The following is a 23703-nucleotide window of genomic DNA, read 5'->3' as shown; positions in this document are numbered from 1 at the left end:
ATTATTACATTCCTCTACGTTCAGGAAAGCTCAGTTCTTTTTTACCTAAAATTTTACGTCGCCTACAAATCGAACGATTCAAAAAACGCATCACTTTCCAAGCTCGCTTCATTCCCCAAAAATGCAAAATGAATAAGCATAAAAATAGAATAAACATGAGCAATTCTGGAACATCAAGATAAAGCCCGAGCAAACCAACACCAGCACATAGCGCAGCTACGCTCGCCATAATGACAACTGATTGACTCACAGAAAAACCGGCCAAAAGTAAAACGTGATGAAAATGCTCTCGATCAGGCAAAAAAGGAGAGTTACCTTTCAAAATACGTCGTAACATGATGCTGACTGTATCTATCAATGGCAAAGCCACCAACCATAATGCTGTCACTGGCGACATTGCCCGATCTTCACCTTGAGACAATGAAATTACAAGCCATGTTAAAGCTAACCCCAAAAACATGCTTCCAGCATCGCCCAGAAAAACAGAAGCGCGGCTTCGCAAAGGTGTGCGTAGATTAAATAACAAAAAAGCCGCCATACAACTTGCCAACAACAGCACTATTTGCAATTGCGCGTAAGCCTCACCAATGTAAGCAACAACAGCAAGCCCCACCAGCGCGATAAATACCAGACTACCCAACAGACCATCCAGCCCATCGGACATATTGAGCGCATTAATCATCCCCACCGTTGCAAATATAGTGAGCGGCACTGCAAAAAATCCCATTACAAAAAGACCATCTGAAAATGTAAGCGCGCCTAAATCATTAAGCACAACTCCACCACCAAAAACCATTACACTCGCAGAAACAACCTGTGCAACCAAGCGTGGCTTAAAGGGTAAGGCATAATAGTCATCCAAAACTCCTATAACAATCATAATCAATGCAGCAAGGAAGAAGCTCCACAAAATATGAACTGGAAGTTCCAGAGTAATAAATGAAATAAAAAATCCACAAAAAATACCAACACCACCGACGAGGGGTGTCGAATTTTGATGCTGCTTCCGCGCATCAGGCCGGTCAACCAGACCTACACGAACCGCCTGTGTTTTAAATATAAATATTAAAACAACAGTAAGTAATAAGCTTATTAAATAAAATCCAATATCAAACATGCCATAACACCATTCATTCCTTTTACTTGCTTTTAGTGAGTGGTCAATAAAAATTATTAAGCTTTATTTTTAATGGGCTCATGATACGAACTATAATCAGAGCCATAATAACTTCCGTAGTAACTACTTAATTTACGAAAATCAACCATCGCCATAACCACACCCATCGCTCCCTGCCCACTTGAACTCAAACGCTTAAGGGCATCCTGCGCCATATGCTGAGTGGTTGCACTCGCCTTCAGAGACAGTATAACCCCATCAGCCAAGTGACTGATAACAATTGCATCACTCACCGCCAGCACTGGTGGCGTATCAATCACAATATAGTCGAACTGTTCTTTGAGTTCTGCAAATGCCGTTTGAAAAGTTTGAGATGAAACCAGTTCCAATGGATTTCGTGGTTTAGTGACACAAGGCATCACATAAAGTGATTTCTGCTCTTTATCTTGAACAAGGTTTTTTTCAAGGCTATCTTTTTTCATCATCCATTCCATCAGACCAATATTCTCGGTGATCCCGAATGCCTGGCCTAAACGACCCTTTCGTAAATCAAGATCAATCAATAAAGTGCGACCGAGCTTTGAAAAAGAGGTCGCCAGGTTGATTGAAAGTGTTGTTTTGCCTTCACCAGGTACTGCAGAGGTCACCATGATCGTTTTTATCGGGTCATCAATCCTTGAATAAATAATACCTGTACGAATAGCGTTCATTGCTTCTGCAAAGGTAGTTCGTGGATTGGTTATACTTTGACGATCTGGATCACCATCTGATTTATTCAACTTCGGGATCATGGATAATACAGGCAACATCAACTTCTCTTCGACCTGCTCGGAAGTGTTGAATGTATTATCCATTCTCGCACGTACAAATGCCAAAGCAATACCACCAAACAGACCCAGGATTAATGACACAAGCATAATACGTTTTTTGTTCGGTTTATAAGGCAATAATGGAACCTCGGCCGCATCAATAACTCGTGCATTACTTAGGTTATTCTCTTTTTCCACACTAATTTCTTTAAAGCGTGCAAGAAAAGTTTCATAGATCTCGCGGTTAGCTTCAACTTCCCTTTCAAGCTTTGCCAACTGAAATGCTTTACCCGTAAATTCTCGCATTTCATGCTGCAGCCTATCAAGTGAACGCTTCATTTCTCGCTCTTTATCAACAGCCCCTTCATAGACCGTGCGAATACCTGAAACTGCTTTATTAATTTCAGCCTTCAAGCGTTGCTGAACATCTTTACGATCAGACTTAACAGCGAGCATTTTAGGATGTTTAACACCATACCGCTCTGAAAGCTCTGAAATTTTTCGGTTCAGGTTAGCCACTTCATCTGATAGCATTAATACTGTAGGGCTGTCCAGCATGTGAACCAATGCTCCAGAACCACGGCCATCCTGTAATACCCGACGAATTTGATTATAGTGAATTTCAGCTTCAGAGCGCTCTGTTTGAGCTTCGGCCAACCCTGTTGTTGCACTTATTGATCTAGCATTAATAATATTTTGGCGGCTATTCGTTGCAATCATCTCCTCTTTTAGCTGATAGTTACGTAACGCATCTTCTGAGGCATCAACCTGACCACGTAACCCACCTAAACGCCCACTCAACCAGGAAGTTGCTTGCTTAACGGTTGTCAAACGTGCTTCCAGACCTTGTTCGATATAAGCCTTCGTAATCGCATTGGCAATTTCTGCTGCAAACTGAGGATCATCAGACTCATAACTGACACTCACAATCTGACTCAGTTTTTCACCTTTGACGGACAGGTTTGCTTGAATCAATTCAACTAATGCTGCTTTTTTTTCTTGGCCCGTGAGTTTTCCTAGTACACCAGGCACCTGCTCTTCAAGCCGGAGTGTATCAATAACTTTTTCAGTGATGCTACGGCTACGAATAATTTCATGCTGGGTTTCATAGAACAACAAGATGGAAGAGTTTCCTTCAAGCTGAGAAATATTTGTTATTTTTGGCTGGCCAGGTTCGATTAAAATAGTACTATCAGCCCGATAAACAGGGACTGTGGAATATGCTGTAATTCCTCCCACCAAAACACCCAGCAATGCCAAACAAATAATACTCCATTTGTAACGCATAATAATGCGCCAATAGTCTAACAACCCTGGGCCTTCATCCTGCATATCATCCACCAACAACGAGGACTCTTGGGCTATTGCTGCAGAACTATTTTTTGGTGAACTATTCATTCTTGGAAATCTACCTTGCTTTTAAATATTATAATACGCACTATCACGTCTGCTAGTAACACAGGCGCGGCAGCAACAATTACAATTGAATCAGTTATACATTAAAGAGGAAAACACACAAAAATCAGAAAAAACTCTCGCCAACAGTGATCACATCACCTGGGCCTACAATAATAGCCCCATTAACTGAAATCACAGTATCGGGGTTATTTTCACGTGCCAGTGTGATTTTATTTTTGCTGCCTCTAGGTGTTAATCCACCCGCTAATACAATCGCTTTTCCGACAGTCAGCCCCTCACTATAGTCATATGCACCAGGCTTTCTCACCTGCCCTGTAACATACAATACACGGTATTTAAGTATTGATATCGCAACTCTCGGATTCTTCAAGTAACCATCAGCTAAAAAAGAGGCCAGTTTTTTTTCAGATTCTTTAACAGTCAAGCCACTCACATTAATTTGCCCCAGCAAAGGAATTGATATTGTTCCATCCGTGGCTACGCGTATCTCTGATAGACTCAAATCAGGTTCATCAAATACTATTATTGATAAAAGCTCGCCTGCTCCAATTTTGTATTCCCGAGAATCAGCCAAGGTTTGGCCTGTAAAAAACAGGGAAAATAAAAATAAAACTGTACAAACCTTCACAAAATTCTCTTTAAAAAACATAGGCCATATTACCTTTAAAATTAAAATTTATCTGACGGAGAAGCTACGAATGCCAGCTTAAAGACATTTCCATCATAATCTAACCCATCAAGATTAGAAGCACGCGTTGAGTAACCATAACTGCCTTCTAAATCCAGCCATGTCAACAAGCTGACATTCAGGCCGACATTCAAAGCAAATATAGCATCTTCCCGAGAATTTTCACCTGAATGATTATCTCGCTGCATTAATGAGCCCACAGTAAAAGTCACAAGGTCAGTCAAAACATGACCCCATCTAATTTTCAGGCTATTTTCTACAAAATAATCTGCACTTACTTCAGGGCTTTCTCGAGGCATCCGAGAAATCTCGACTACAACACGATCTGTCGCTAACGGTTCCCATGAGAGCTTACCTCTAACTGTAAGACCGGTAAAATTTTCTTTATCCTGTGCTTCAAAACTCTTATCCAGAATACCTAAACGTATCTCTCCTTCAGTTTGTGCCGTCGCACTCCACCTTGCCCCTGCAAGGTAACGCATTTCAACACTATCACGATTAACTTCTGAATTATTCGCATAACCGATACCCCGACGATCTAATTCTAACAGCCATGCTGATTTAGAAGTCACATTATAATAGAAAGTGCTTCTAAACGTATTTATTGTTCGATCACGTAGATATTGATTATTATTGGTATAATCAATGCTTTGCGATCCAACAAACACTCCTATCTGCGCGCTACTTTCACGCCTTCCATAAATAAACTCCCCTGAAAGATCGATCCGGTTCCATAAATCCGGCTTTTGAGATACAATTTTACGTGTCGTTGAGACACCCCGTAAATCATGCGATTTAAGGTATCTACCCGCTAATTCAAGCTTCATCGCTGGAGCCAGATCTAATTTCAAACGCCCTCCCACATCATGATCTGCGTAGTTTTCATCAGAATAGTCTGCATATTTTGCATATTGGCCATCGTAGACCGCATCAAATGAATGTTTTCTGAATAGAAATTTATACAAGATTGATGGCTCAAACAATAATGCACTATCACTTTTTTGGGCTGATGGTGTGCGCCAAATATTATCGTCGCGCAAAACTCCTGCAGAAATTGAAGGGTACAGCCCAGGAGCCAACTCTTTTTCGTATGCAGAAACAGAACCAGATACTGCAAGAAAACTACAAACCAAAACCCCTGCACCTACAGGGAAAGTATTAACTTTCATTGGACAATAACTCTAAAAAAAATAATTTGATCAAGAACAGACACAGAAGAGCACTAAGCAGGAAACCACAATTATTTTTAACATTTATGCAGCACAGGCAAACGGGACATCTTTATCTATAAGTTAGTTAAGTCATAAAACAGCTAAAGCTGGATGCCAACAATAAAATCGCAACATTATACGTGACAACATACTCATATACAACAATATATTAGAGCCACCGCATTAAAAATCATTTGAAAACACAACCTTAGCACGGTCGTATAGTCGTAATGTTTGAGTTGTCCATATTGCTCTTAATGCACAATAGAAATGGAACGTTAGCTATACTAAATTATCAATGCCACAACAAGAAAAAGCCACCCATTCAAGTGGCTTTTTTATTGAGAAGGTATGGAAGAACTACTCTTCAATCGACTTTAAATAAGAAGCAATGTCTTTAATTTCCTGATTGGTTAATTGAAGCTCCCAAGGCGGCATAATCGAAGAACGACCCAAAGCACCCCCACCCTTACGAACAATCATCTCTTTATATTCTATAGGGTGCTTTGACGTTCTAAGGTTAGGCGGCTTCGGGTCATACAGCTTGGCTGCCCGACCTTTACCATCGGCATTCACACCATGACAAAGAATGCAGTTTTGTTTATAAACCGCTTCACCACGCAACACCTTATCACCCAAAATTTTCAAATAAACAGCCACATCGTGAATTTGCTCCTTTGATAATTCATCACCCCACATAGGCATATAAGACGATTTACCCACAGCTTCACCACCCAAAGTAATCATTTTTTCATAATACTCTGTAGTATTTGGCTGAATCACCAGGCTGGCAACACCATACAATTTGCTCGCTCGTGAATAGCCATCACCAATATCACCATGACAAAGTACACAGTAATTTTTGAAAACAATTCCGCCACGAATAAGTTGTTTATCTTCTTTTGATTTTCGAGCTTCGGCTGTACCCATTTGCGCCATTGCCACTGTAAAAATCAGCAGTGATAATATAAGTGGGCTCAATTGGTTAAACCATTGCCGGATGTTTGTCATTACTTAACCTCCACTTCCATATACATATCGGGATGGATAGCACATTCAATTTCAACCATACCCGCTTCATCAAACGTCACTGCACGTACATCTCCTTTCGGAAATGAACCTAAATCAAACGTTTTTAAATCAGATAATGAAAATATATTATGGAAAAAAGCATCTTCATTTTGAAATTTAATGGTATCCCCAACTTTGACAGTTAACTCTTCAATGTGAGCACCACTCATCACAAATGCTTTGTCTTTTTGCTCAACAACATACTCCTCGGCAGCAACAATCCCACTTCCTAACAGTGCAGTAATAGAAAGCCCTGCAATAACTATTTTTTTCATATTCATTATTAACTAATCCTTTAGTAAGGTAATTGAGGAATGCTCATTTTGATAGGGTGGTCACTCGTTAAGGTCAGCATAAATTCAACCACATCTTTCTTCTCTTGATCAGTCAAATTCAGTACTTTCATATTAGGTGAAATATATTTTTTATTCACACCACCGACATCATAATGCACCATCACTTCATCTAAAGTTTTCAGACTTCCATCGTGCATATAAGGGGCTGTGATTTCAATATCGCGCAGTGTTGGTGTTTTAAATGCACCTTTCAAAACACTGACTTTACGAATGTTATAGCGCCCTAAATCACTTTGATCTTCCAGCCCTACATTGTGAAAACCATTGTCTGTAAAATTAAAATCATCGTGACAAACCACACAATTTGCTTTGCCGTTAAAAAGCTTAAAGCCACGCTTGGCCGATTCATTTATCGCACTTTCATTCCCTTTGATCCAACGATCCAAAGGAGCCTCAGTTGAAACAATAGTTCGCTGAAATACTGCGAGAGCCTTGCCAATGATCTCTGAAGTAATGCCTTCATCAGGGTAGGCTTTTTGGAACATGTCAACATAGCCATCAATCGCATTCAGCTCCAGAATCAGCTCATTCATATCCTGATTCATTTCACCTGCTGCCTGAATCGGTCCGACACCTTGTTTATCCAAGGTGCGAATACGACCATCCCACATTTGCAGCGTGGTGTGGCCTATATTTAAAATCGTTGGAGTCGCTCGGCTGAGTGTGTGCATAGAATTACCGACCGCTGTAGGTTGCCCGTCTGACCAGCCCATGGCAGGGTTATGACAGGTCGCACAACTCATAAAATTTGAACCTGACAGGCGTGGATCAAAGAACAGATGTTTACCCAGCTCAACACGCTCAGGTGTCATCGGGTTTTTCTTTGAGTCCGGCAGCGTTGTAGGCATTAAAAATTTACTTTTATCAATGGATACCGCTGTATTTTCTGCGCTCACCTGAGGTTTGACAATTGATGTGCTCGATGCCCCTAATGTGCCACATGCTATAACAGAAATACCGCATAGCGCACTAGTGATTACTTTGCCCACATGATTCATAGCTCTCTTTTTTGTCATTCACTCTCTCCTTGTAAAAACAATCCATTTTCATTATTTATAACGAAGCGCAGCTATTACTTCGGCTTAAATAATTTCGTCTTGAATCATTTGTAAAAAGTTAATGAATTTGATCGCTAAACAAGCTGATGAAGGCAGCCGATAGTTAGGTACTACTTAGTTATGAATCAATACCATCAGGGAAGAGCCATTGAATAAATTTGAACAACTTCTCAGCTACATGAGTTGGCGCAAAAAAATACTCTCTCTTTCCTCACTGTTTTTAGCACTACTCATTATCATTGGGTTATTTGGCGCTTATACCATCTATTTTCAAAGCAAATCCATGCAGTCCATAGTTCACGCAACACAAACACGTTTGAATATTGCCATTGATGCTCGTATGGCAGTGCTTAGACTTGAGCGTGCCATTGCCAACACCATTGCGGGTACGATGAAAAAAGATATTCGAAAACGTGCCGTCGGTGCGATCAAGGAGCTCTCTTTGCTGGATGAAAATATTCAAACACTCAGTGCAACAATGGGAGAGAAAGAAGAGGTCAAAGAACTATCAGTACTGGTCAAGAATATCAGACCCAGGCAGATGGAAGTTATTAAAGCCGCTCGTAAAAACAACGATGACCTCGCCTTGGAAAAAGTCAAAATTATCGCCACAGACTCCCTAAGAATCAGCACACTCTCCCAGAAATTAGTGGATGATGAACGGCTTTTCATGACTGAAATGGAAATAACAATTGGTGAAAATAGCATCAAAGCCATCACCATAATGGGTTTACTCATCCTGGCGGGTCTGATTATTGGTACTGTTTTGAGCCTGCTTGCAGCCTACTTGATGACCAAACCTCTTGCGCTCATAAAAACGACTATTATATCACTTTCAGAGGGAGACCTTTCAATTGAGGTCAACCCTGTAGGCAGCGATGAAACAAGCCACATATCACAGGCCATTGCAAAAACAGTTCGCTCACTTCATCAGCTTATTTCAAAAATTCGTGACGATGCTGCAAACCTTGGTCAAGAATCACTGCTAATCAATGTTGCGGCCGAAAATGTACACAAAGTTTCGACTCGTCTACATAAAGGCATTGCCCACATTAATGAAAAAGCGGCCGCAGTCACTTCAGTCACAAAAGATATCACACAGAAATTATCGACCGCCTCAGATGCTGTCGAACACACATCAAAGGCCACACATGATGCTGCCGAACAAATCACTCTGTCAGTCAATGAATTTGAACGCTTTCAAAGCAATATGGAGCATACGGCTCAAATCACCCGAGACCTCTCAAATCTGACGGATAAAATCACATCAATTACTGACACCATTCGTAACATTTCATCTCAAACTAATTTATTAGCCCTTAATGCTGCCATTGAAGCGGCGCGTGCGGGTGAACATGGCCGTGGCTTTGCTGTGGTCGCCGATGAAGTACGCCATCTTGCTGAAAAAACCAGTCACGCAACAATTGAAATTACATCATTAATAGAAAATATTTCACATAGTATTGGCTCAACTGTCAGCTCTTCCGAACAGAGTGTCACCGACGCAAAAACAAACATTAAGCGCCTCAAATCAGTTGCTAATGATGTCACTGTCAGTAACAGCTATGCCAACGACATGGGAAACTTGATGGCTCAGGTTGTGGAATTATTACAGTCTCAAGTCGTTGAGGTCGAAACAATAACTGCAACGGCCAATTCACTCTTTATTGTTTCTAATGATGCAAACCAGCATACCGACGGTTTACATCAACTGGCTAATTCTCTCGGGAGCGCCGCAACGGATTTGAATCAGGTTGTCGATCGATTTAAGTTGTAATTTAATTTATTTTAACTGTAAAAAGGAATTTATTTCGATGGTTATCTCTGCCTCTCTTTCTTTGCTTTGTTTATTCATTACAGTCACTGCGGTGAGCCTTGGCTGGTCTCATGCGCTCGTTTTTAGCCTGATAGGATTGACTGCTTTGTTGCAGGGTGTTCTCATTTTTAAGGGATTCAGCAATCAAAATTCGAGCCGTCAGGAGCAAAATGAATTGGAAAGTAAAAATATGGAGTCATCTGAAACCAGAGAAGAAACCTGCCAAACTCTGTGTGATTTTATCGATTATAGCATCGCTGAGTTCAATACGGCGGGACAAGAGCTGGACAATATGCGTTCTGTTGTCACTTCAGCAAGCAATCAGTTGGGCAGTAATTTATCCGGCCTCGAAAGTGCTTCTGAAAACCAGATTGAGCTACTTAAAAAATTGATTGATCAACTACTTCAGGCCACAGAAAGTTCCAGTCAGATGGAACAGCAGCAAAGTATCGAACAAAAAGCTGGGGATTGTGAAAATGTTGTTGGCAGCATGGTGAACTCTATTCGGGGTGTTATTTCAGCCACCAGTAATATTACTCAGCAATTTGAAGAAATGCATACTCATGTTGAGTCTGTTGATAATTTGATTGGTGATATTATCAATATTAACTCTCAAACTAACCTGCTTGCTCTGAATGCTGCGATTGAGGCAGCTCGTGCAGGTGAAGCTGGCCGGGGCTTTGCAGTGGTTGCGGATGAGGTCAGAAGTCTTTCTCTTAGAACCAATCAATTCAGTGATGAAATACGTTTGCAGATGGAGAATATCAAAAGCAGCATCAGCGCAGCCAATAACTCTGTTGATTCTGTCAAATCGATCAATATGGAAACACAGCTGGAATCTAAGGATCAAGTGAATGAAATGTGGGGAGAGGTTGGTAAGTTGACTGAAAAAACAACTGAGCAGTCACAGCTTATCAATGATATTGCTCACCATATCCAGCAACATGTCAGTTCGAGCATTCTCTCTTTGCAGTTTGAGGATTTGACTGTTCAATCAATTGAGCATGTCTCAACTCGTCTTAAAACACTGCAACAGCTTGCGGGTTACACTAAGCCCCTCTATTTAAACAACTCTGACAAAGCGTCCCTGACAACGCTAAAAAGTCAACTAGCTCAAGCGAAAACAGGGTCGCGCCAATTTGAGCTCAACTCTCAGCAGCAAAATATGCAAGAAGGTAATATTGAGCTTTTTTAGTCGGTTCGCCTTGCTCCTATTGCAATAGCTCATTAAAATAGCGGCTATTAATTTAAAAGGCCTACGATGTCACTATGAGCAATCAACCCCCCACGCTATTCCATGACGACAGCATCGAATCCTTACCATTAAAGCAATACACCGAAAAAGCTTATCTGGATTATTCCATGTACGTCATCATGGATCGAGCACTGCCACATATTGGTGATGGCCTGAAGCCAGTACAGCGGCGCATTGTTTATGCAATGTCTGAGCTTGGTTTATCGGCGACAGCTAAATATAAAAAATCAGCACGTACCATTGGTGATGTTTTAGGCAAATTTCACCCGCATGGTGATAGCGCCTGTTATGAAGCCATGGTATTAATGGCGCAGCCTTTTTCATATCGCTACCCACTTGTCGATGGTCAAGGCAACTGGGGATCATCAGATGATCCAAAATCCTTTGCTGCCATGCGTTATACCGAATGCCGATTAGCCCCTTATACGGCTACATTGCTCAGTGAAGTGGCGCTGGGCACGGTGGATTGGCAACCTAATTTTGATGGCACTCTGGAAGAGCCTTGCGTACTCCCCGCTCGCTTGCCCAATATTCTGTTAAATGGTGGCAGTGGCATCGCGGTCGGTATGGCGACCGATATTCCACCCCATAATTTACGTGAAGTCGTACAAGCCTGTATTCATCTACTTGATCACCCTAAAGCAACCATTGAAAAACTTTGTGAATTCATCAAAGGCCCAGATTACCCAACAGAAGCAGAAATCATCACCTCTCCCAATGAAATTGCACATATGTACGAAACAGGTCGCGGCTCCATTCGCCTTCGCGCCTGCTTTGAAAGAGAGGATGATAATATCATTATCACTGCACTGCCCCATCAAGTTTCAGGTGCAAAGATACTGGAACAAATTGCAGCACAAATGCAGGCCAAAAAGCTGCCAATGGTCGAAGATTTGCGTGATGAATCCGACCATGAAAACCCAACACGCCTAGTGATCATTCCGCGTTCAAACCGTATCAACAACATGGCGTTGATGTCTCATCTCTTTGCCACGACGGACCTTGAACGCACCTATCGCGTCAACATGAATATTATTGGCACAGACCAACGCCCTCGGGTCAAAAGTCTGTTGAATATTCTGAACGAATGGCTGGCATATCGTACAGATACCGTTCGTCGTCGCCTCCAGTTTCGTCTGGATAAAATTCTGAAACGGCTGCATATTCTGGATGGTTTGCTGATCGCCTTTCTGAATATTGATGAAGTGATCGCCATCATCCGTGAAGAAGATAAGCCCAAACCTGTTTTGATGGCTCGCTTTGATATCAGTGACATACAAGCAGAAGCAGTTTTAGAGCTCAAACTGCGTCATTTGGCAAAGCTGGAAGAGATGAAAATTCGTGGAGAACAGGAAGAGTTGGCCAAAGAACGTGATTCATTAGAAAAAATACTTGGCTCTAGTCGTCGCCTGAAAACTTTGATTCGCAAAGAGCTCAGCGCCGATGCTGAAAAATATGGCGATGCCAGACGCTCGCCCATTATGGTTCGTACAGCCGCACGAGCATTGGATGAAAGCTCACTGATTTCCAGTGAAGCTGTGACCGTAATATTGTCAGAAAAAGGTTGGGTACGTGCGGCTAAAGGCCATGAAATCGACCCGATCCAATTAAACTATAAATCGGGTGATGGTTATCTCACTTCAGTGCAAGGGCGTAGTAATCAACAAGCTGTTTTCTTCGATTCAACCGGTCGAAGTTATACACTGCCCACTCACACATTGCCGTCTGCCCGAAGTCAGGGAGAGCCCCTGACCGGACGATTCAACCTACCCAATGAAGCAACCTTCAATACATTACTCATCGGTGACCCTGATGACTATTATCTGCTCACTTCAGATGCGGGTTATGGTTTTATCACAAAGCTGGGCAACACACACTCCAAAAACAGAGCTGGAAAGGCGATGATTTCACTGCCAAAAAATGCAAAAATATTGCCACCCATTGCAGTGACATCACTCAACAACGACAAACTAGCAGCCATTACCAAGAGTGGAAAACTGCTCATATTTCCTGTTTCAGAGTTGCCTCAACTGGCCAAAGGTAAAGGCAATAAAATCATATCAATTCCAACCGCTAAAGCCGCCTCTCATGAAGAGTACGTTGTTGCAGTGGCTGTTATTCCTGAGAATCACCATCTCGTTATATATTCTGGCCAACGCCACTTCACACTCAAGGGTGGGGATATGGAGAACTATACAGGGGAACGGGGACGACGCGGACAATCACTGCCGCGGGGCTATCAGCGAGTGGATCGAGTTGATGTAAAAAACCCTGCAACACCATGATATGATCAAAAGCTTGTGCGCACTCCTAAGTTGGATGCTACAATTCGCCTGCTTTCATAACGCCCCGGTAGCTCAGCTGGATAGAGCAATTGCCTCCTAAGCGATAGGTCGGACGTTCAAATCGTCTCCGGGGCACCATAGTTCCTAAAATTCGAATAGCAGCCCTACAGAGTAAAATTTTCCACCAATATCCAACGATGACTCTTTGACTTTGCTTTTTTGCACTTCTAACACAAGATAGGTATTATCCAATCCGTATTCTTTTTGAGCGTTATACGCTGCTGATTTATCTAATACATCCAGCAAAACCTGAATGCCTGCGCGTGCAGTATAACCATTCACCGTTCCACTAACAGATTCTTGATTCTTAATCGCCGTCTTGTAATAAACACGATTCAAGCCACCGCCTACATAGGGAACCACCCACTGCCCTTCATTAAATACGCCACGCAGCACAACAAACAAGCCAAGTGGAGCGTTTTCATAAAGTACATCACCACCGGATTTTCCGCTGATTGCTAAACTACCTTCACCTTTATCGCGTCGATAACCCACATCAATTCCGACTTCGACCTGTCGCAGCAACTTGTAGCCAAGAGATAAATTAAATTGACCCATTTTATCTTTGCCGTAAAAATCTTCCCATTTATCTAATGAAGGCTCAAAGTTTCCACCTTTAAGCTCAAAAGACCAGTGAGGCATACTGCTATTCGTTTGCGAAAAACCAACGGCAGGAAAAGTCACTAATAAAAAGAAAATAAACAACTTTTTCATGACATCACTCCAGTTCTTCTACTTGCCAGTTTGCCATGAATTGCTCCAGCCAATCATTCGCACTTAACAAAAACAGACTCCCTGCAACGACAGGGGTCAGCATAAGTTTTACCGTATGTTTAAGCAGTGCTGACTCACTTACAAAGCCAGCTAATGAAGGGCTGTAAGCGTAATACAAGCGAACAAAATCACGTCCAATATTATTGGTCAAAAGATACTGGTCACGAAAATTTCGTAATATTTTAACCTCTGTTGTGCCATAAGAGCCGTACGCCGCCGTTGCAATAAAGCAGCCTTCATCTGGTAAGTCGGGGTAAGCAGCTACTTTTTCAGGAATCCCTGTATTTTCAGAAGAAAGTTCACTTTCAAGCCCTTCGCCAATCACAATTGAAGCTTCATCTGAATAAGCACTTTCATTACTTGTATTGCCATACGCTTTCACTGCAACATAATACGTTGTTTTTGCCAAAGCGCTAACAGCCACTTTATAGACCGTACCATTCTCCAAACCTGTCAATGTATATGAAGTCACGTTACCCACGCTCTCTTCATTTGCAGTCACATCAGTGAGCCCATAATAGATTTTATATCCCGTTGCACCCTCCACAGCAGACCAAGAAACTGTCAGGCGCTGATAACTTCCAGCCACTTTAATAAGCACAGGAACAGCAGGCTGAGTCGCCCCAGGTGATAAGCTATCCAAACTAATTTTAGTCACATCACCCACATCAATAGGTGATGTGCCTCCTGCCGCATCGTTACCATCATAAGGGGCGCCAGAACGATCTGAATCGTAATACACCTTGTACCCTGTCACCTTCGCTGATTGATTGGCCTTCCATGTAACACCAACCCCTAGGCTATCAACAACTGTTTTCAACTGAACACTATTAACTGGCAAAATGACGGAGTCTGCATAAGTGCCCGCCCAAGCACCTCTATTTTCACAAGGGGAATCTTTTTTCAGGTGAAAGTCACGAAGTTTGTAGTCACTGATTTCAGCGTCAACAAACAGTGGATCCTCCCCTGTAGTTGCACGACTGCCAAAATTTGTGTTTTTATTTGCAAAAAAACAGTTAGACGAGATGTTATCAGAAGATGTTCCGCTTATTGCCTCATCGTTTTTTACAAAAATATTATTTTCAACCTTAACTGTAGAAAAAGCTCGATCAATCGCAATTTTAGCCGCGTAAAAAGTATTATTAATAATATCTATATTATTTTGATCATCGGGAATATCGACCCCAACAGCATATGATCCGATATCAAACACATTATTAGTAATTTCAACATCGTTACTTTGCGTGACTTTTATTGCTGTCATTTCGATCGCAAAACCAATAAAAGTAAAATTACGGATATTGATATTTTCGACACGATCTACAGTTATAATAGATAAATCTTTGTCGCGTGCTCGCAGGAATGTTCGCGCTGTCTCTCTGCCTTTGAGCGTCACACCACTTTTTAGCGTAATACTTTCATTATAAGTTCCGGGTTCAACGATAATCGTATCACCATCCACTGCATTGTCGACGGCTAGTTGAATCGTTTGATAATCCTTCGGCACACTGATGTCTTCTGCACTCTGTGCCGTGCTCATGCCCCACACAGTCATAACTGCAATCATTCCAACAAAAAACCTTCTATTCAATGTCACTCGATCACTCCTGATTCACCTTGATTTTTTTGAACAGCATAACGTTTTAAATAGCATCCAATCAAATGCATCGCCCGGATCTGTTTTTCGACCCGATGCAATATCACTGTGCCCAACAATATGTTCTTTTGATAATGTTGCATAGGTATCAAAAAGATAGCCAATTACTTTTGCTAATACCTGATACTGAGCCATATCATAAGGCAAATCATCTACACCCTCCAGTTCAATTCCAATCGAAAAATCATTACATCTTGAACGTCCCTGATAATAGGATTCTCCTGCATGCCAAGCACGTTTATCAAAAGGAACAAACTGGGTCAAAGAACCGTCACGGCGAATCAACAGATGCGCTGAAACACGTAAATTACAGACCTGAGCGAAAAAAGGGTGGTCATCAGGATTCAGGCAATTCGTAAATAGTGCTTCTATATGAGAACCACCATATTCATTAGGTGGCAAACTGATCCCGTGCACCACAATCAGATCAGGTTGCATATCTGCGGGTCTTTCATCACAATTAGGCGATTCAACGCGCTTAACCCTGTTTAACCAACCATTTTCAATCATCAACTGAACCCTTTCTCATGCCTGAATTACCTGAAGTTGAAACAACCTGCCGAGGCATCGCTCCTCATATCATAGAAAAAAAAGTAAAAAAGATTATCATTCGTAATGCACAATTACGCTACCCGATTCCAGAGAATCTGCCTCAAGATTTGACCGGACAAACCATTAATCAAGTCACTCGACGAGGAAAATATATTCTACTTCATTCCGATACGGGTGTCGCAATCATCCATTTGGGAATGTCCGGAACTTTACGTATTGTTGAGTCTGAAACAGGCGCTGAAAAGCATGACCATGTGGATATTATTTTTGATCATGGAAAGTGCTTGCGCCTGCGTGACCCAAGACGATTCGGCTGTCTGTTATGGACTCCAACAGACCCACTGCAACACAGATTACTCAAACCACTCGGCCCTGAGCCGTTGTCAGGAAACTTTAATGGAAGTTATCTTTACAACCTTTCCCGTAAACGAACTGTTGCAATCAAACAGTTTATTATGAACAGCCACATCGTGGTTGGTGTCGGAAACATTTACGCCAGTGAAGCACTGTTTCAAGCAAGCATTAACCCCAAACGGCAAGCGGGTCAAGTTTCACTCAAGCGTTATCAAACACTGATCATCGCTATACAAGATGTATTAAGTCGAGCCATCAGCCAAGGCGGAACAACGTTGCGTGACTTTTATAATAGTGAAGGTAAGCCTGGATATTTTCAGCAAAAATTAAATGTTTATGGGCGAGACAATCAACCTTGTCACCACTGCAACACACCTATACTCAAAATTCAGCAAGGTCAACGTGCGACCTATTATTGCAAACAGTGTCAGCAATAATATTTATAAAATGCCTCTGTCACATTGTTTTACACTTTCAAGTTCAGTGAGACTCCCTTTTCAACCTAACCTCTTTAATTATTTATAAAACCCTCGAACTGGCACTCAAATTGCTCTTCCTGAAACAACAATTAATTTTTACTTTAACTCTCAAGGAAACCCTAAGTCTGATTCACTTTAGGTCGAGCTAACATTGATATATTCAGCAACGCCATAAATTGTGAAAAATTAAAATTCATAATTTATAAGGTTACTGAGCCTATCAAGGTAAATAAACCATGGCTCAAACAGCCCTTAAAAACCCCACTCTTCGTTGCGGCTTGATGAACACGCGGGACTTTGAACGCCGCACCGATACAAACCGACGTAAAAAAACCACCCCACCACTCTTTATTGGAAGGCATCGAGGTCGACGAATTCAAGGAAGGCGCGATGGTGAATATGTCAACAGCTATGTTGATCGCTATGAACCCAGCTTTTTCTTTATAGCAATTGGTATCGCTCTATTTTCATGCTTTGATGCTTTTTTCACCCTTCAATTGTTGCAACAGGGCAAAGCCGTCGAAGCCAACCCAGTCATGCTGCACTTTATTGAAATGGGTCTTTATCCCTTTCTTATCGCCAAAATAGTACTCACATCAAGCTCTTTACTATTTTTGGTCGTACACAAAAACTTTCATATTAAGACAGTCTCTGTCTCAAAAATTATTTATGTTTTTTTTATTGCTTACACACTGCTGATTATTTACGAAATAACTCTGATTTCCATTATTTGATTTGTACTTAAACAAGACCGGCAAGGAGCCATCAACAATAACCATAGGCTCTAAACATGACTCAACGTAATACATTGCATACACTTCTGCTACTCACTGCCAGCTTTATATTTTCCGGAGCAAATGATGCTTTTGCACAAACAATCCCAAAAGACAAAGTGAAACACGCCACAGTATCTATTGTGATTGGAGTCGTAACTTACGATTTTTACCGAAAGAACACACAGCTCACAGACAACCAAGCCAAGCTGGCCGCTTTTGCTGCAACACTGGCAGTCGGTGCTGTCAAAGAGCTTTCAGATCGTGAATTTAGCTGGGAAGATATGGCTGCAAACACCATTGGTACAGGGCTTGGAATTAATATTGAATTTTAAGGATGGGGCGTTGTATTGCTCACCTTTTCAGGTGCTCTCCAGAATTCATTCAACTCAAAAGAGCTGGATTTAAGCGATTGAAAGTCTTGCACCCAGATAGCCATTGAACTTCCACTATCATCGCTCTGTGCAATGCCATAATCACCCGTAATATTACTCTCGACTTGTTTTGCTTCACCCCAACCCGCATCTGAGATATGGGAATTACTCCAAAGGGAGTAGCCGCTATTATCACGTTGAGACCACAGGACTGTACTATGGCCTGCCTTATTTGAGGCAATACGTGGAGATATTTTGATATCACTATTTTTAGTATTAACAATCTCAATAGGACTCCATTTCTCATCAACGGTATAATGACTCGCTAGAATATTAGAATCTACGCCATCTGAGCTATGCCATACGGCAACAGTGTGGCCATCACTGCCTTCAGATGCGATTCGCACACTGCCTAGATAATCACTACCCGATGACTCTATAGGCTCCGCCATACCCCAACCACTCACAGAGGTGTAGTGATTACTCCAAATAACTTTAGTGATACCTTCCTGCACCCACACAACGGTTGCATTCCCCAAATGATCCGATGTTATTTGTACACTATGCATACCCCCATTATTGTCACTTTCAATCAGCGTGGCATGACCCCAACCTTCATCAAGTGTGTACTGATTCGCTAAAATATTATCCCGAGCACCATCAAATTGCTGCCACACCGCGAGCACACTGCCATTATTAAAAGCGGTCATCTGCACACTCTTTGCATTGCCTATGTCATCTGTTTCAATACGTTTGATACCCCCCCAGCCACCGGCATTCACCGAATATGGACGTGCCCAGATATCAATACGCATATCGTAAGGAGAAATACCTTCAATGACTTCTTGCTGCTGCCAAGCCACAACTGCACGACCAACACCATTCATAACAATTTTCGGCATATTGACAGCAATCAACTGACCTTCCTGCTGACCTGCAATATACTCAGCAGAATTCCAGCCTGATTCCAAATCATAATAAGCCCCCCATATTTCACTTGCCGCTGAATTTTCTTTACTCACTTGAATCCATACAGCGACGGCATTGCCCTCATTATCCACAGCGATTTGAGGCGCAGCAGAAATTTCTTGTTCACTCACTCCAATAATCTGTGCAGTCTCCCAACCAGAGCCGACAAAGCGATTCGCCCAGATATATGTAGGGCTGCCTACTTTATACTCCTCCCATACAGAATAATATTGAGAAGCAATACTGCTTTTCATTTGAGAAAAAGAGAGGCGACCATTAATTGGAGGTAGAGAAAGTTCACTTTTTTTCTCAGCGGAAACATCAATAACACCGGCATTTGTGGTACTCGCCTGCTCAGTCGAATCACTTTCATTTTCTTCAGTGTGACTACCTACACTGCTTCCACTCGTAAAAATGTCTTTATTTGTATTTTTACACGATGTCAACAACATAAGAACAAACAAAAAGGGCAAAAAAATTGGCATTGCATTGAAAAACATAACATTATCCTTTCAATTTACAAGGTATTTATGTGCGAATAAATACACTAACACCCTACACCCTATCGCCCAAAAGTCCACAATTTGAGCGCCTTAAAACATAAAACGAATTTATGAATTTTTCGGGTTATAATCGCCTGCTTTTTTACTGTTGCAAGGGGATATCTCACATGGCGACTTACAGTACCAACGAATTTCGCTCAGGACTTAAAATAATGATGGGCGCTGACCCCTGCGTTATTGTTGAAAATCAATTTGTAAAACCTGGCAAGGGACAAGCGTTCAGCCGAGTTAAATTGCGCAATCTAAAAACAGGCCGTACTGTCGAGCGAACATTTAAATCTGGCGAAAGTGTTGAGGCGGCTGATGTTATTGATATCAACATGGAGTTTCTCTATTCCGATGGTGAGTTTTGGCACTTTATGGATCAGGAAAGTTTTGAGCAATATGCCGCTGATGTGAATGCTGTCGGTGATGCTGCCAAGTGGATAAAAGGCCAAGAAGTTTGCGTAGTGACATTATGGAATGGTAATCCGCTCAGTATAGCAGCGCCCAACTTTGTAGAGTTGACTATCACAGAAACAGACCCAGGTGAGCGCGGTGATACATCCGGTGGCGGTGGTAAACCTGCAACGCTAGAGACAGGCGCAGTTGTACGCGTGCCACTTTTTGTACCGCAAGATGAGTTAGTTAAAGTCGATACCCGCACTGGAGAGTATGTGGGGCGTGTTAAAAAATAACCTTCTATATGAATGAAAACTCAGAAACAGACTGGTGCCCGACTGTAAGCCTGCCTACTCTGCAGTCACGAGCGCAGTTACTCGCAACAATTCGAAGTTTTTTTGCTCAGCGCCATGTGATGGAAGTGGAAACACCACTGCTTTCAGCAGCGGCTTCCACCGACCCACACTTGACTATTTTTAAAACAAACTACCTTGGACCCAGCGCACCGCAAGGTCAGAGCCATTATTTAACGACATCCCCTGAGTTTGCCATGAAGCGTTTGCTCGCTGCGGGTTCAGGTGCAATTTATCAAATATGTAAAGCATTCAGAAATGAAGAGTCTGGGCAACATCATAATCCTGAATTTACTCTATTGGAGTGGTATCGCCCAGGGTTTGATCACCGCCAACTCATGGATGAAGTTGAAAGTTTGGTCGGCCAGCTGCTTAATATTAAGAGCTTTGAACGATTAAGCTATCAAACACTATTCAAACAAAATATTGACATTAATCCATTCACAGATTCAGTTTGCTCATTACGCCATTGTGCTGAAACACATGGCATTAATTTATCCTACGATTTAAGCGCTGATGATCGTGATGGCTGGCTCACTCTACTCATGACACACCTGATTGAGCCAGAACTAGGTCAAAAAATGCCTGTTTTTATTTATGACTACCCTGCATCACAAGCAATGTTGGCTCGCATTAGAAATGATAATCCACCTGTCGCCGAACGCTTTGAGCTTTATTATAAAGGCGTAGAACTGGCGAATGGATTTCATGAATTAGCTGATGCTAACGAGCAGGCTCGAAGGTTTTCGATTGATATTGAAAGTCGAAAAAAGGCAGGTTTGCCCGTGATTCCAATGGACGAAAATTTAATTTCAGCACTTCATGCAGGCTTTCCTGACTGTGCGGGTGTTGCTCTGGGAATTGATCGGTTATTGATGTTAATAACAAAAGAGAATCATATCAGTGATGTGATTGCTTTTCCGATATCTCGGGCATAAAAAAACCTCGCTGGGTAAGTATTTACCCAGCGAGGCCTTTTTTCAATCAAGCATTATTTATTTCTTAGCGTTACGCTCTTTAACTTCTTTCACAACTTCCTCCGCCACATTTTTAGGGCAAGGCAAATAATGTGAGAATTCCATAGAGAACTGTCCACGGCCTGAGGTCATCGTACGTAAATCACCGATGTAACCGAACATTTCGCTTAGTGGAACATCCGCTTTAATACGCACACCGCTGACACCCGCATCTTGAGACTTGATCATTCCACGACGACGATTCAAATCGCCAATCACATCACCCACATGATCGTCTGGAGTGAACACATCAACTTTCATGATCGGCTCAATCAGTTGTGGGCCTGCTTTAGGGATTGATTGACGGAAAGCGCCTCTTGCTGCAATTTCAAATGCAACCGCAGAAGAGTCAACTGCATGGTAAGCACCGTCTGTTAATGTGATTTGCAGATCAAGCACAGGGAACCCTGCCAACACGCCTTGATCCAGCATGGATTTGAAGCCCTTCTCAACTGCCGGCCAGAATTCGCGAGGAACATTACCACCGGTCACTTTGGACGCAAATACGAAACCTGTACCTGGCTCACCTGGCTCAATAATATAATCAATTTTACCAAATTGACCTGAGCCACCCGACTGTTTCTTGTGTGTGTAACTATCATCAACCAATTTAGTAATGGTTTCACGATAAGCCACCTGCGGCTTACCCACTTCCAGCTCAACCCCGTGAGTACGCTTAAGAATATCGACTTTAATATCAAGATGCAGTTCACCCATTCCTTTCAAAATGGTCTCACCACTATCTTCATCAGTCTCAACACGGAAAGAGGGATCTTCCTGAATCATTTTACCCAAAGCGACACCCATTTTTTCAGAGCCGCCTTTATCTTTAGGAGAGACCGCAATTGAGATAACAGGATCAGGGAAAACCATAGGCTCCAATGTGGCTGGGAACTTTGGATCACAAAGTGTGTGACCTGTTTGAACATTCTTCATGCCTACGATGGCAACGATATCACCCGCTTGAGCTGAATCCAGCTCCTCACGTGAATCGGCATGCATCTCAACAATTCGGCCAATACGTTCTGTTTTACCCGTGAAGGTATTAAGGATAGTGGTTCCTTTCGCTAGTTTACCTGAGTAAATACGGATAAAAGTCAACGCGCCGTAACGGTCATCCATGATTTTGAACGCCAGAGCTCGAAATGGCTTATCCACATCAACGATCGCAAACTCACCCGTTTCATTGCCTTCTTCATCCACTTCAGGTTGTGGCTTGACGTCTGTTGGACATGGCAGGTAATCAACAACAGCATTAAGAACTAACTGAACGCCTTTGTTTTTAAATGAAGAGCCACAGTATGTTGGGAAGAAGTCGAGTTTGATTGTACCTTTACGGATACAGCGCTTGATGGTCTCCATATCAGGCTCTTCACCTTCAAGGTATATTTCCATCGCGCCATCTTCTTGTTCAACGGCTGTTTCAATCAGTTTTTCACGCCACATTTCGACGTCATCAACCATATCAGCAGGCACATCTTTGACCTCATAATTCAGTGGATCACCTGAATCATCCCAGACCCATGCTTTACGTGTGAGCAGATCAACAACCCCAGAGAACTCATCTTCGATACCAATCGGCAGAACCATCACTAATGGCTTAGCACCAAGAACGTCTTCAACCTGTTTGACAACACGATAAAAATCAGCGCCTATACGATCCATTTTATTAATGTAGATGACTCGTGACACTTCAGAGTCATTCGCATAGCGCCAGTTGGTTTCAGATTGAGGTTCAACCCCGCCTGAAGCACAGAAGACACCCACGCCACCGTCAAGAACTTTAAGTGAGCGATATACTTCAATAGTGAAGTCAACATGACCTGGCGTATCAATAATATTTAAGCGATGGTCATTCCAGATACAAGTCGTTGCTGCTGACTGAATGGTAATGCCGCGCTCTTGCTCCTGATCCATGAAATCTGTTGTGGCTGCGCCATCATGCACTTCACCGATTTTATGGATTTTTCCGGTCAGTTTCAGAATTCGTTCAGTCGTTGTTGTTTTTCCGGCATCAACGTGAGCGAAAATACCGATGTTTCTGTAATGAGATAAGTCTGCCATGTTTTTACTCTAATTCAATTTGGGCGCAGAAATTTGCTGGGTTAGATTCAAAAGGGCGATAGTCTAACCTAAAATGATCCATAAATAACGTTGAAATGAAAAAATATGGAAATATCCTGTTATTTCACAGAAAGCGAATGCAAAAAAGAGTTAAAGACTGGAAGGTTTAAAGAAAAAAGCGATAATGTTTTTTTGATAATTGAATTAAAGTTTTTGGTTACCAAGCGACCTGCCAAGTAACCAAAAACA

20 protein-coding genes and 1 tRNA gene are annotated in these 23703 nt (G+C 42.1%); 9 read left to right on the top strand and 12 right to left on the bottom strand.

Annotated features, from left to right (window positions below; translation table 11 throughout):
- Positions 1-4: 4 nt before the first annotated feature.
- The 7 genes from L3J70_10190 to L3J70_10160 form a co-directional block, all read right to left on the bottom strand.
- Positions 5-1117: an undecaprenyl-phosphate alpha-N-acetylglucosaminyl 1-phosphate transferase gene (locus L3J70_10190; protein MCF6236721.1), complete on the bottom strand. Its 1113-nt coding sequence runs from the start codon at positions 1115-1117 to the stop codon at positions 5-7.
- A 56-nt stretch (positions 1118-1173) separates the two neighbouring features.
- Positions 1174-3324 (bottom strand): polysaccharide biosynthesis tyrosine autokinase, encoded by a 2151-nt coding sequence (locus L3J70_10185; protein MCF6236720.1) that lies wholly within the window; start codon positions 3322-3324, stop codon positions 1174-1176.
- Between the two features lie 124 nt (positions 3325-3448).
- Entirely contained in the window at positions 3449-3973 is a 525-nt protein-coding gene (locus tag L3J70_10180) for a polysaccharide export protein (protein MCF6236719.1), read from the bottom strand.
- A gap of 41 nt (positions 3974-4014) precedes the next feature.
- Positions 4015-5202 (bottom strand): outer membrane beta-barrel protein, encoded by a 1188-nt coding sequence (locus tag L3J70_10175; protein MCF6236718.1) that lies wholly within the window; start codon positions 5200-5202, stop codon positions 4015-4017.
- Between the two features lie 402 nt (positions 5203-5604).
- Positions 5605-6255 (bottom strand): cytochrome c, encoded by a 651-nt coding sequence (locus L3J70_10170; GenBank protein ID MCF6236717.1) that lies wholly within the window; start codon positions 6253-6255, stop codon positions 5605-5607.
- Positions 6255-6596, bottom strand: coding sequence for a methylamine utilization protein (locus L3J70_10165; protein MCF6236716.1), 342 nt, complete (start codon positions 6594-6596; stop codon positions 6255-6257). Before L3J70_10165 ends, L3J70_10170 begins: the two co-directional genes overlap by 1 nt.
- Positions 6597-6610: 14 nt before the next feature.
- The gene (locus L3J70_10160; protein MCF6236715.1) at positions 6611-7687 is read right to left on the bottom strand and encodes a c-type cytochrome; all 1077 of its coding nucleotides are present in this window, start codon (positions 7685-7687) and stop codon (positions 6611-6613) included.
- Between the two features lie 1252 nt (positions 7688-8939).
- Here L3J70_10160 and L3J70_10155 point away from each other — a divergent pair.
- The 4 genes from L3J70_10155 to L3J70_10140 all read left to right on the top strand — a co-directional run bounded on the left by L3J70_10155 (position 8940) and on the right by L3J70_10140 (position 13223).
- Positions 8940-9506 (top strand): methyl-accepting chemotaxis protein, encoded by a 567-nt coding sequence (locus L3J70_10155; GenBank protein ID MCF6236714.1) that lies wholly within the window; start codon positions 8940-8942, stop codon positions 9504-9506.
- Between the two features lie 37 nt (positions 9507-9543).
- A complete protein-coding gene (locus L3J70_10150) occupies positions 9544-10740 on the top strand; it encodes a methyl-accepting chemotaxis protein (GenBank protein MCF6236713.1) in 1197 nt (398 codons plus the stop codon).
- 74 nt (positions 10741-10814) lie between these two features.
- Positions 10815-13085, top strand: a complete 2271-nt coding sequence (gene parC, locus L3J70_10145) for a DNA topoisomerase IV subunit A (protein ID MCF6236712.1) — start codon at positions 10815-10817, stop codon at positions 13083-13085.
- Between the two features lie 61 nt (positions 13086-13146).
- Positions 13147-13223, top strand: a tRNA-Arg gene (locus L3J70_10140).
- A gap of 6 nt (positions 13224-13229) precedes the next feature.
- Here the strand turns inward: L3J70_10140 and L3J70_10135 are convergent.
- From L3J70_10135 to ampD, 3 genes are read right to left on the bottom strand one after another with little or no spacing between them, the layout of a single operon-like run.
- A complete protein-coding gene (locus L3J70_10135; GenBank protein ID MCF6236711.1) occupies positions 13230-13859 on the bottom strand; it encodes a porin family protein in 630 nt (209 codons plus the stop codon).
- Between the two features lie 4 nt (positions 13860-13863).
- Positions 13864-15516, bottom strand: a complete 1653-nt coding sequence (locus tag L3J70_10130) for a fibronectin type III domain-containing protein (protein ID MCF6236710.1) — start codon at positions 15514-15516, stop codon at positions 13864-13866.
- Between the two features lie 15 nt (positions 15517-15531).
- Entirely contained in the window at positions 15532-16089 is a 558-nt protein-coding gene (gene ampD / locus L3J70_10125) for a 1,6-anhydro-N-acetylmuramyl-L-alanine amidase AmpD (GenBank protein MCF6236709.1), read from the bottom strand.
- A 14-nt stretch (positions 16090-16103) separates the two neighbouring features.
- Between ampD and mutM the strand changes: the two genes are divergently transcribed.
- From mutM to L3J70_10110, 3 genes are all read left to right on the top strand, one after another.
- Positions 16104-16919, top strand: coding sequence for a bifunctional DNA-formamidopyrimidine glycosylase/DNA-(apurinic or apyrimidinic site) lyase (mutM, locus tag L3J70_10120; GenBank protein MCF6236708.1), 816 nt, complete (start codon positions 16104-16106; stop codon positions 16917-16919).
- A 278-nt stretch (positions 16920-17197) separates the two neighbouring features.
- Entirely contained in the window at positions 17198-17695 is a 498-nt protein-coding gene (locus tag L3J70_10115; protein MCF6236707.1) for a DUF5658 family protein, read from the top strand.
- A gap of 56 nt (positions 17696-17751) precedes the next feature.
- Positions 17752-18069: a YfiM family protein gene (locus L3J70_10110; GenBank protein ID MCF6236706.1), complete on the top strand. Its 318-nt coding sequence runs from the start codon at positions 17752-17754 to the stop codon at positions 18067-18069.
- On the opposite strand, the gene L3J70_10105 is transcribed toward L3J70_10110, so the two are convergent.
- The gene (locus L3J70_10105) at positions 18066-19577 is read right to left on the bottom strand and encodes a hypothetical protein (GenBank protein ID MCF6236705.1); all 1512 of its coding nucleotides are present in this window, start codon (positions 19575-19577) and stop codon (positions 18066-18068) included. The genes L3J70_10110 and L3J70_10105 overlap by 4 nt on opposite strands.
- 170 nt (positions 19578-19747) lie before the next feature.
- Here L3J70_10105 and efp point away from each other — a divergent pair, with 170 nt between their 5' ends.
- Together efp and epmA are read left to right on the top strand one after the other, a co-directional pair.
- A complete protein-coding gene (efp, locus tag L3J70_10100; protein MCF6236704.1) occupies positions 19748-20317 on the top strand; it encodes an elongation factor P in 570 nt (189 codons plus the stop codon).
- 8 nt (positions 20318-20325) lie between these two features.
- The gene (gene epmA / locus L3J70_10095; protein ID MCF6236703.1) at positions 20326-21312 is read left to right on the top strand and encodes an elongation factor P--(R)-beta-lysine ligase; all 987 of its coding nucleotides are present in this window, start codon (positions 20326-20328) and stop codon (positions 21310-21312) included.
- A 57-nt stretch (positions 21313-21369) separates the two neighbouring features.
- Here epmA and fusA read toward each other — a convergent pair whose 3' ends face one another.
- Positions 21370-23454 carry an elongation factor G gene (gene fusA / locus L3J70_10090; GenBank protein MCF6236702.1) on the bottom strand — a complete coding sequence of 695 codons (2085 nt, stop codon included), beginning with the start codon at positions 23452-23454 and terminating at the stop codon, positions 21370-21372.
- Between the last annotated feature and the right edge of the window lie 249 nt (positions 23455-23703).

The sequence above is a fragment of the Gammaproteobacteria bacterium genome (genome assembly GCA_021648145.1).
Taxonomy (GTDB): Bacteria; Pseudomonadota; Gammaproteobacteria; order JAADGQ01; family JAADGQ01; genus S141-38.
The sequence above is the reverse complement of the archived record's forward strand: the minus strand, read 5'-3'. Positions and strand labels throughout refer to the sequence as shown.

What these genes read in the sequence shown, in the direction of transcription:
- L3J70_10185 (MCF6236720.1), bottom strand. Translation starts at nt 3,324, where the DNA reads ATGAATAGTTCACCAAAAAATAGTTCTGCAGCAATAGCCCAAGAGTCC.
- L3J70_10165 (MCF6236716.1), bottom strand. Translation starts at nt 6,596, where the DNA reads ATGAATATGAAAAAAATAGTTATTGCAGGGCTTTCTATTACTGCACTG.
- L3J70_10150 (MCF6236713.1), top strand. Translation starts at nt 9,544, where the DNA reads ATGGTTATCTCTGCCTCTCTTTCTTTGCTTTGTTTATTCATTACAGTC.
- fusA (MCF6236702.1), bottom strand. Translation starts at nt 23,454, where the DNA reads ATGGCAGACTTATCTCATTACAGAAACATCGGTATTTTCGCTCACGTT.
- L3J70_10115 (MCF6236707.1), top strand. Translation starts at nt 17,198, where the DNA reads ATGGCTCAAACAGCCCTTAAAAACCCCACTCTTCGTTGCGGCTTGATG.
- efp (MCF6236704.1), top strand. Translation starts at nt 19,748, where the DNA reads ATGGCGACTTACAGTACCAACGAATTTCGCTCAGGACTTAAAATAATG.
- epmA (MCF6236703.1), top strand. Translation starts at nt 20,326, where the DNA reads ATGAATGAAAACTCAGAAACAGACTGGTGCCCGACTGTAAGCCTGCCT.
- L3J70_10155 (MCF6236714.1), top strand. Translation starts at nt 8,940, where the DNA reads ATGGAGCATACGGCTCAAATCACCCGAGACCTCTCAAATCTGACGGAT.
- L3J70_10170 (MCF6236717.1), bottom strand. Translation starts at nt 6,255, where the DNA reads ATGACAAACATCCGGCAATGGTTTAACCAATTGAGCCCACTTATATTA.
- L3J70_10135 (MCF6236711.1), bottom strand. Translation starts at nt 13,859, where the DNA reads ATGAAAAAGTTGTTTATTTTCTTTTTATTAGTGACTTTTCCTGCCGTT.
- mutM (MCF6236708.1), top strand. Translation starts at nt 16,104, where the DNA reads ATGCCTGAATTACCTGAAGTTGAAACAACCTGCCGAGGCATCGCTCCT.
- L3J70_10190 (MCF6236721.1), bottom strand. Translation starts at nt 1,117, where the DNA reads ATGTTTGATATTGGATTTTATTTAATAAGCTTATTACTTACTGTTGTT.
- L3J70_10105 (MCF6236705.1), bottom strand. Translation starts at nt 19,577, where the DNA reads ATGTTTTTCAATGCAATGCCAATTTTTTTGCCCTTTTTGTTTGTTCTT.
- L3J70_10160 (MCF6236715.1), bottom strand. Translation starts at nt 7,687, where the DNA reads ATGACAAAAAAGAGAGCTATGAATCATGTGGGCAAAGTAATCACTAGT.
- parC (MCF6236712.1), top strand. Translation starts at nt 10,815, where the DNA reads ATGAGCAATCAACCCCCCACGCTATTCCATGACGACAGCATCGAATCC.
- L3J70_10110 (MCF6236706.1), top strand. Translation starts at nt 17,752, where the DNA reads ATGACTCAACGTAATACATTGCATACACTTCTGCTACTCACTGCCAGC.
- L3J70_10175 (MCF6236718.1), bottom strand. Translation starts at nt 5,202, where the DNA reads ATGAAAGTTAATACTTTCCCTGTAGGTGCAGGGGTTTTGGTTTGTAGT.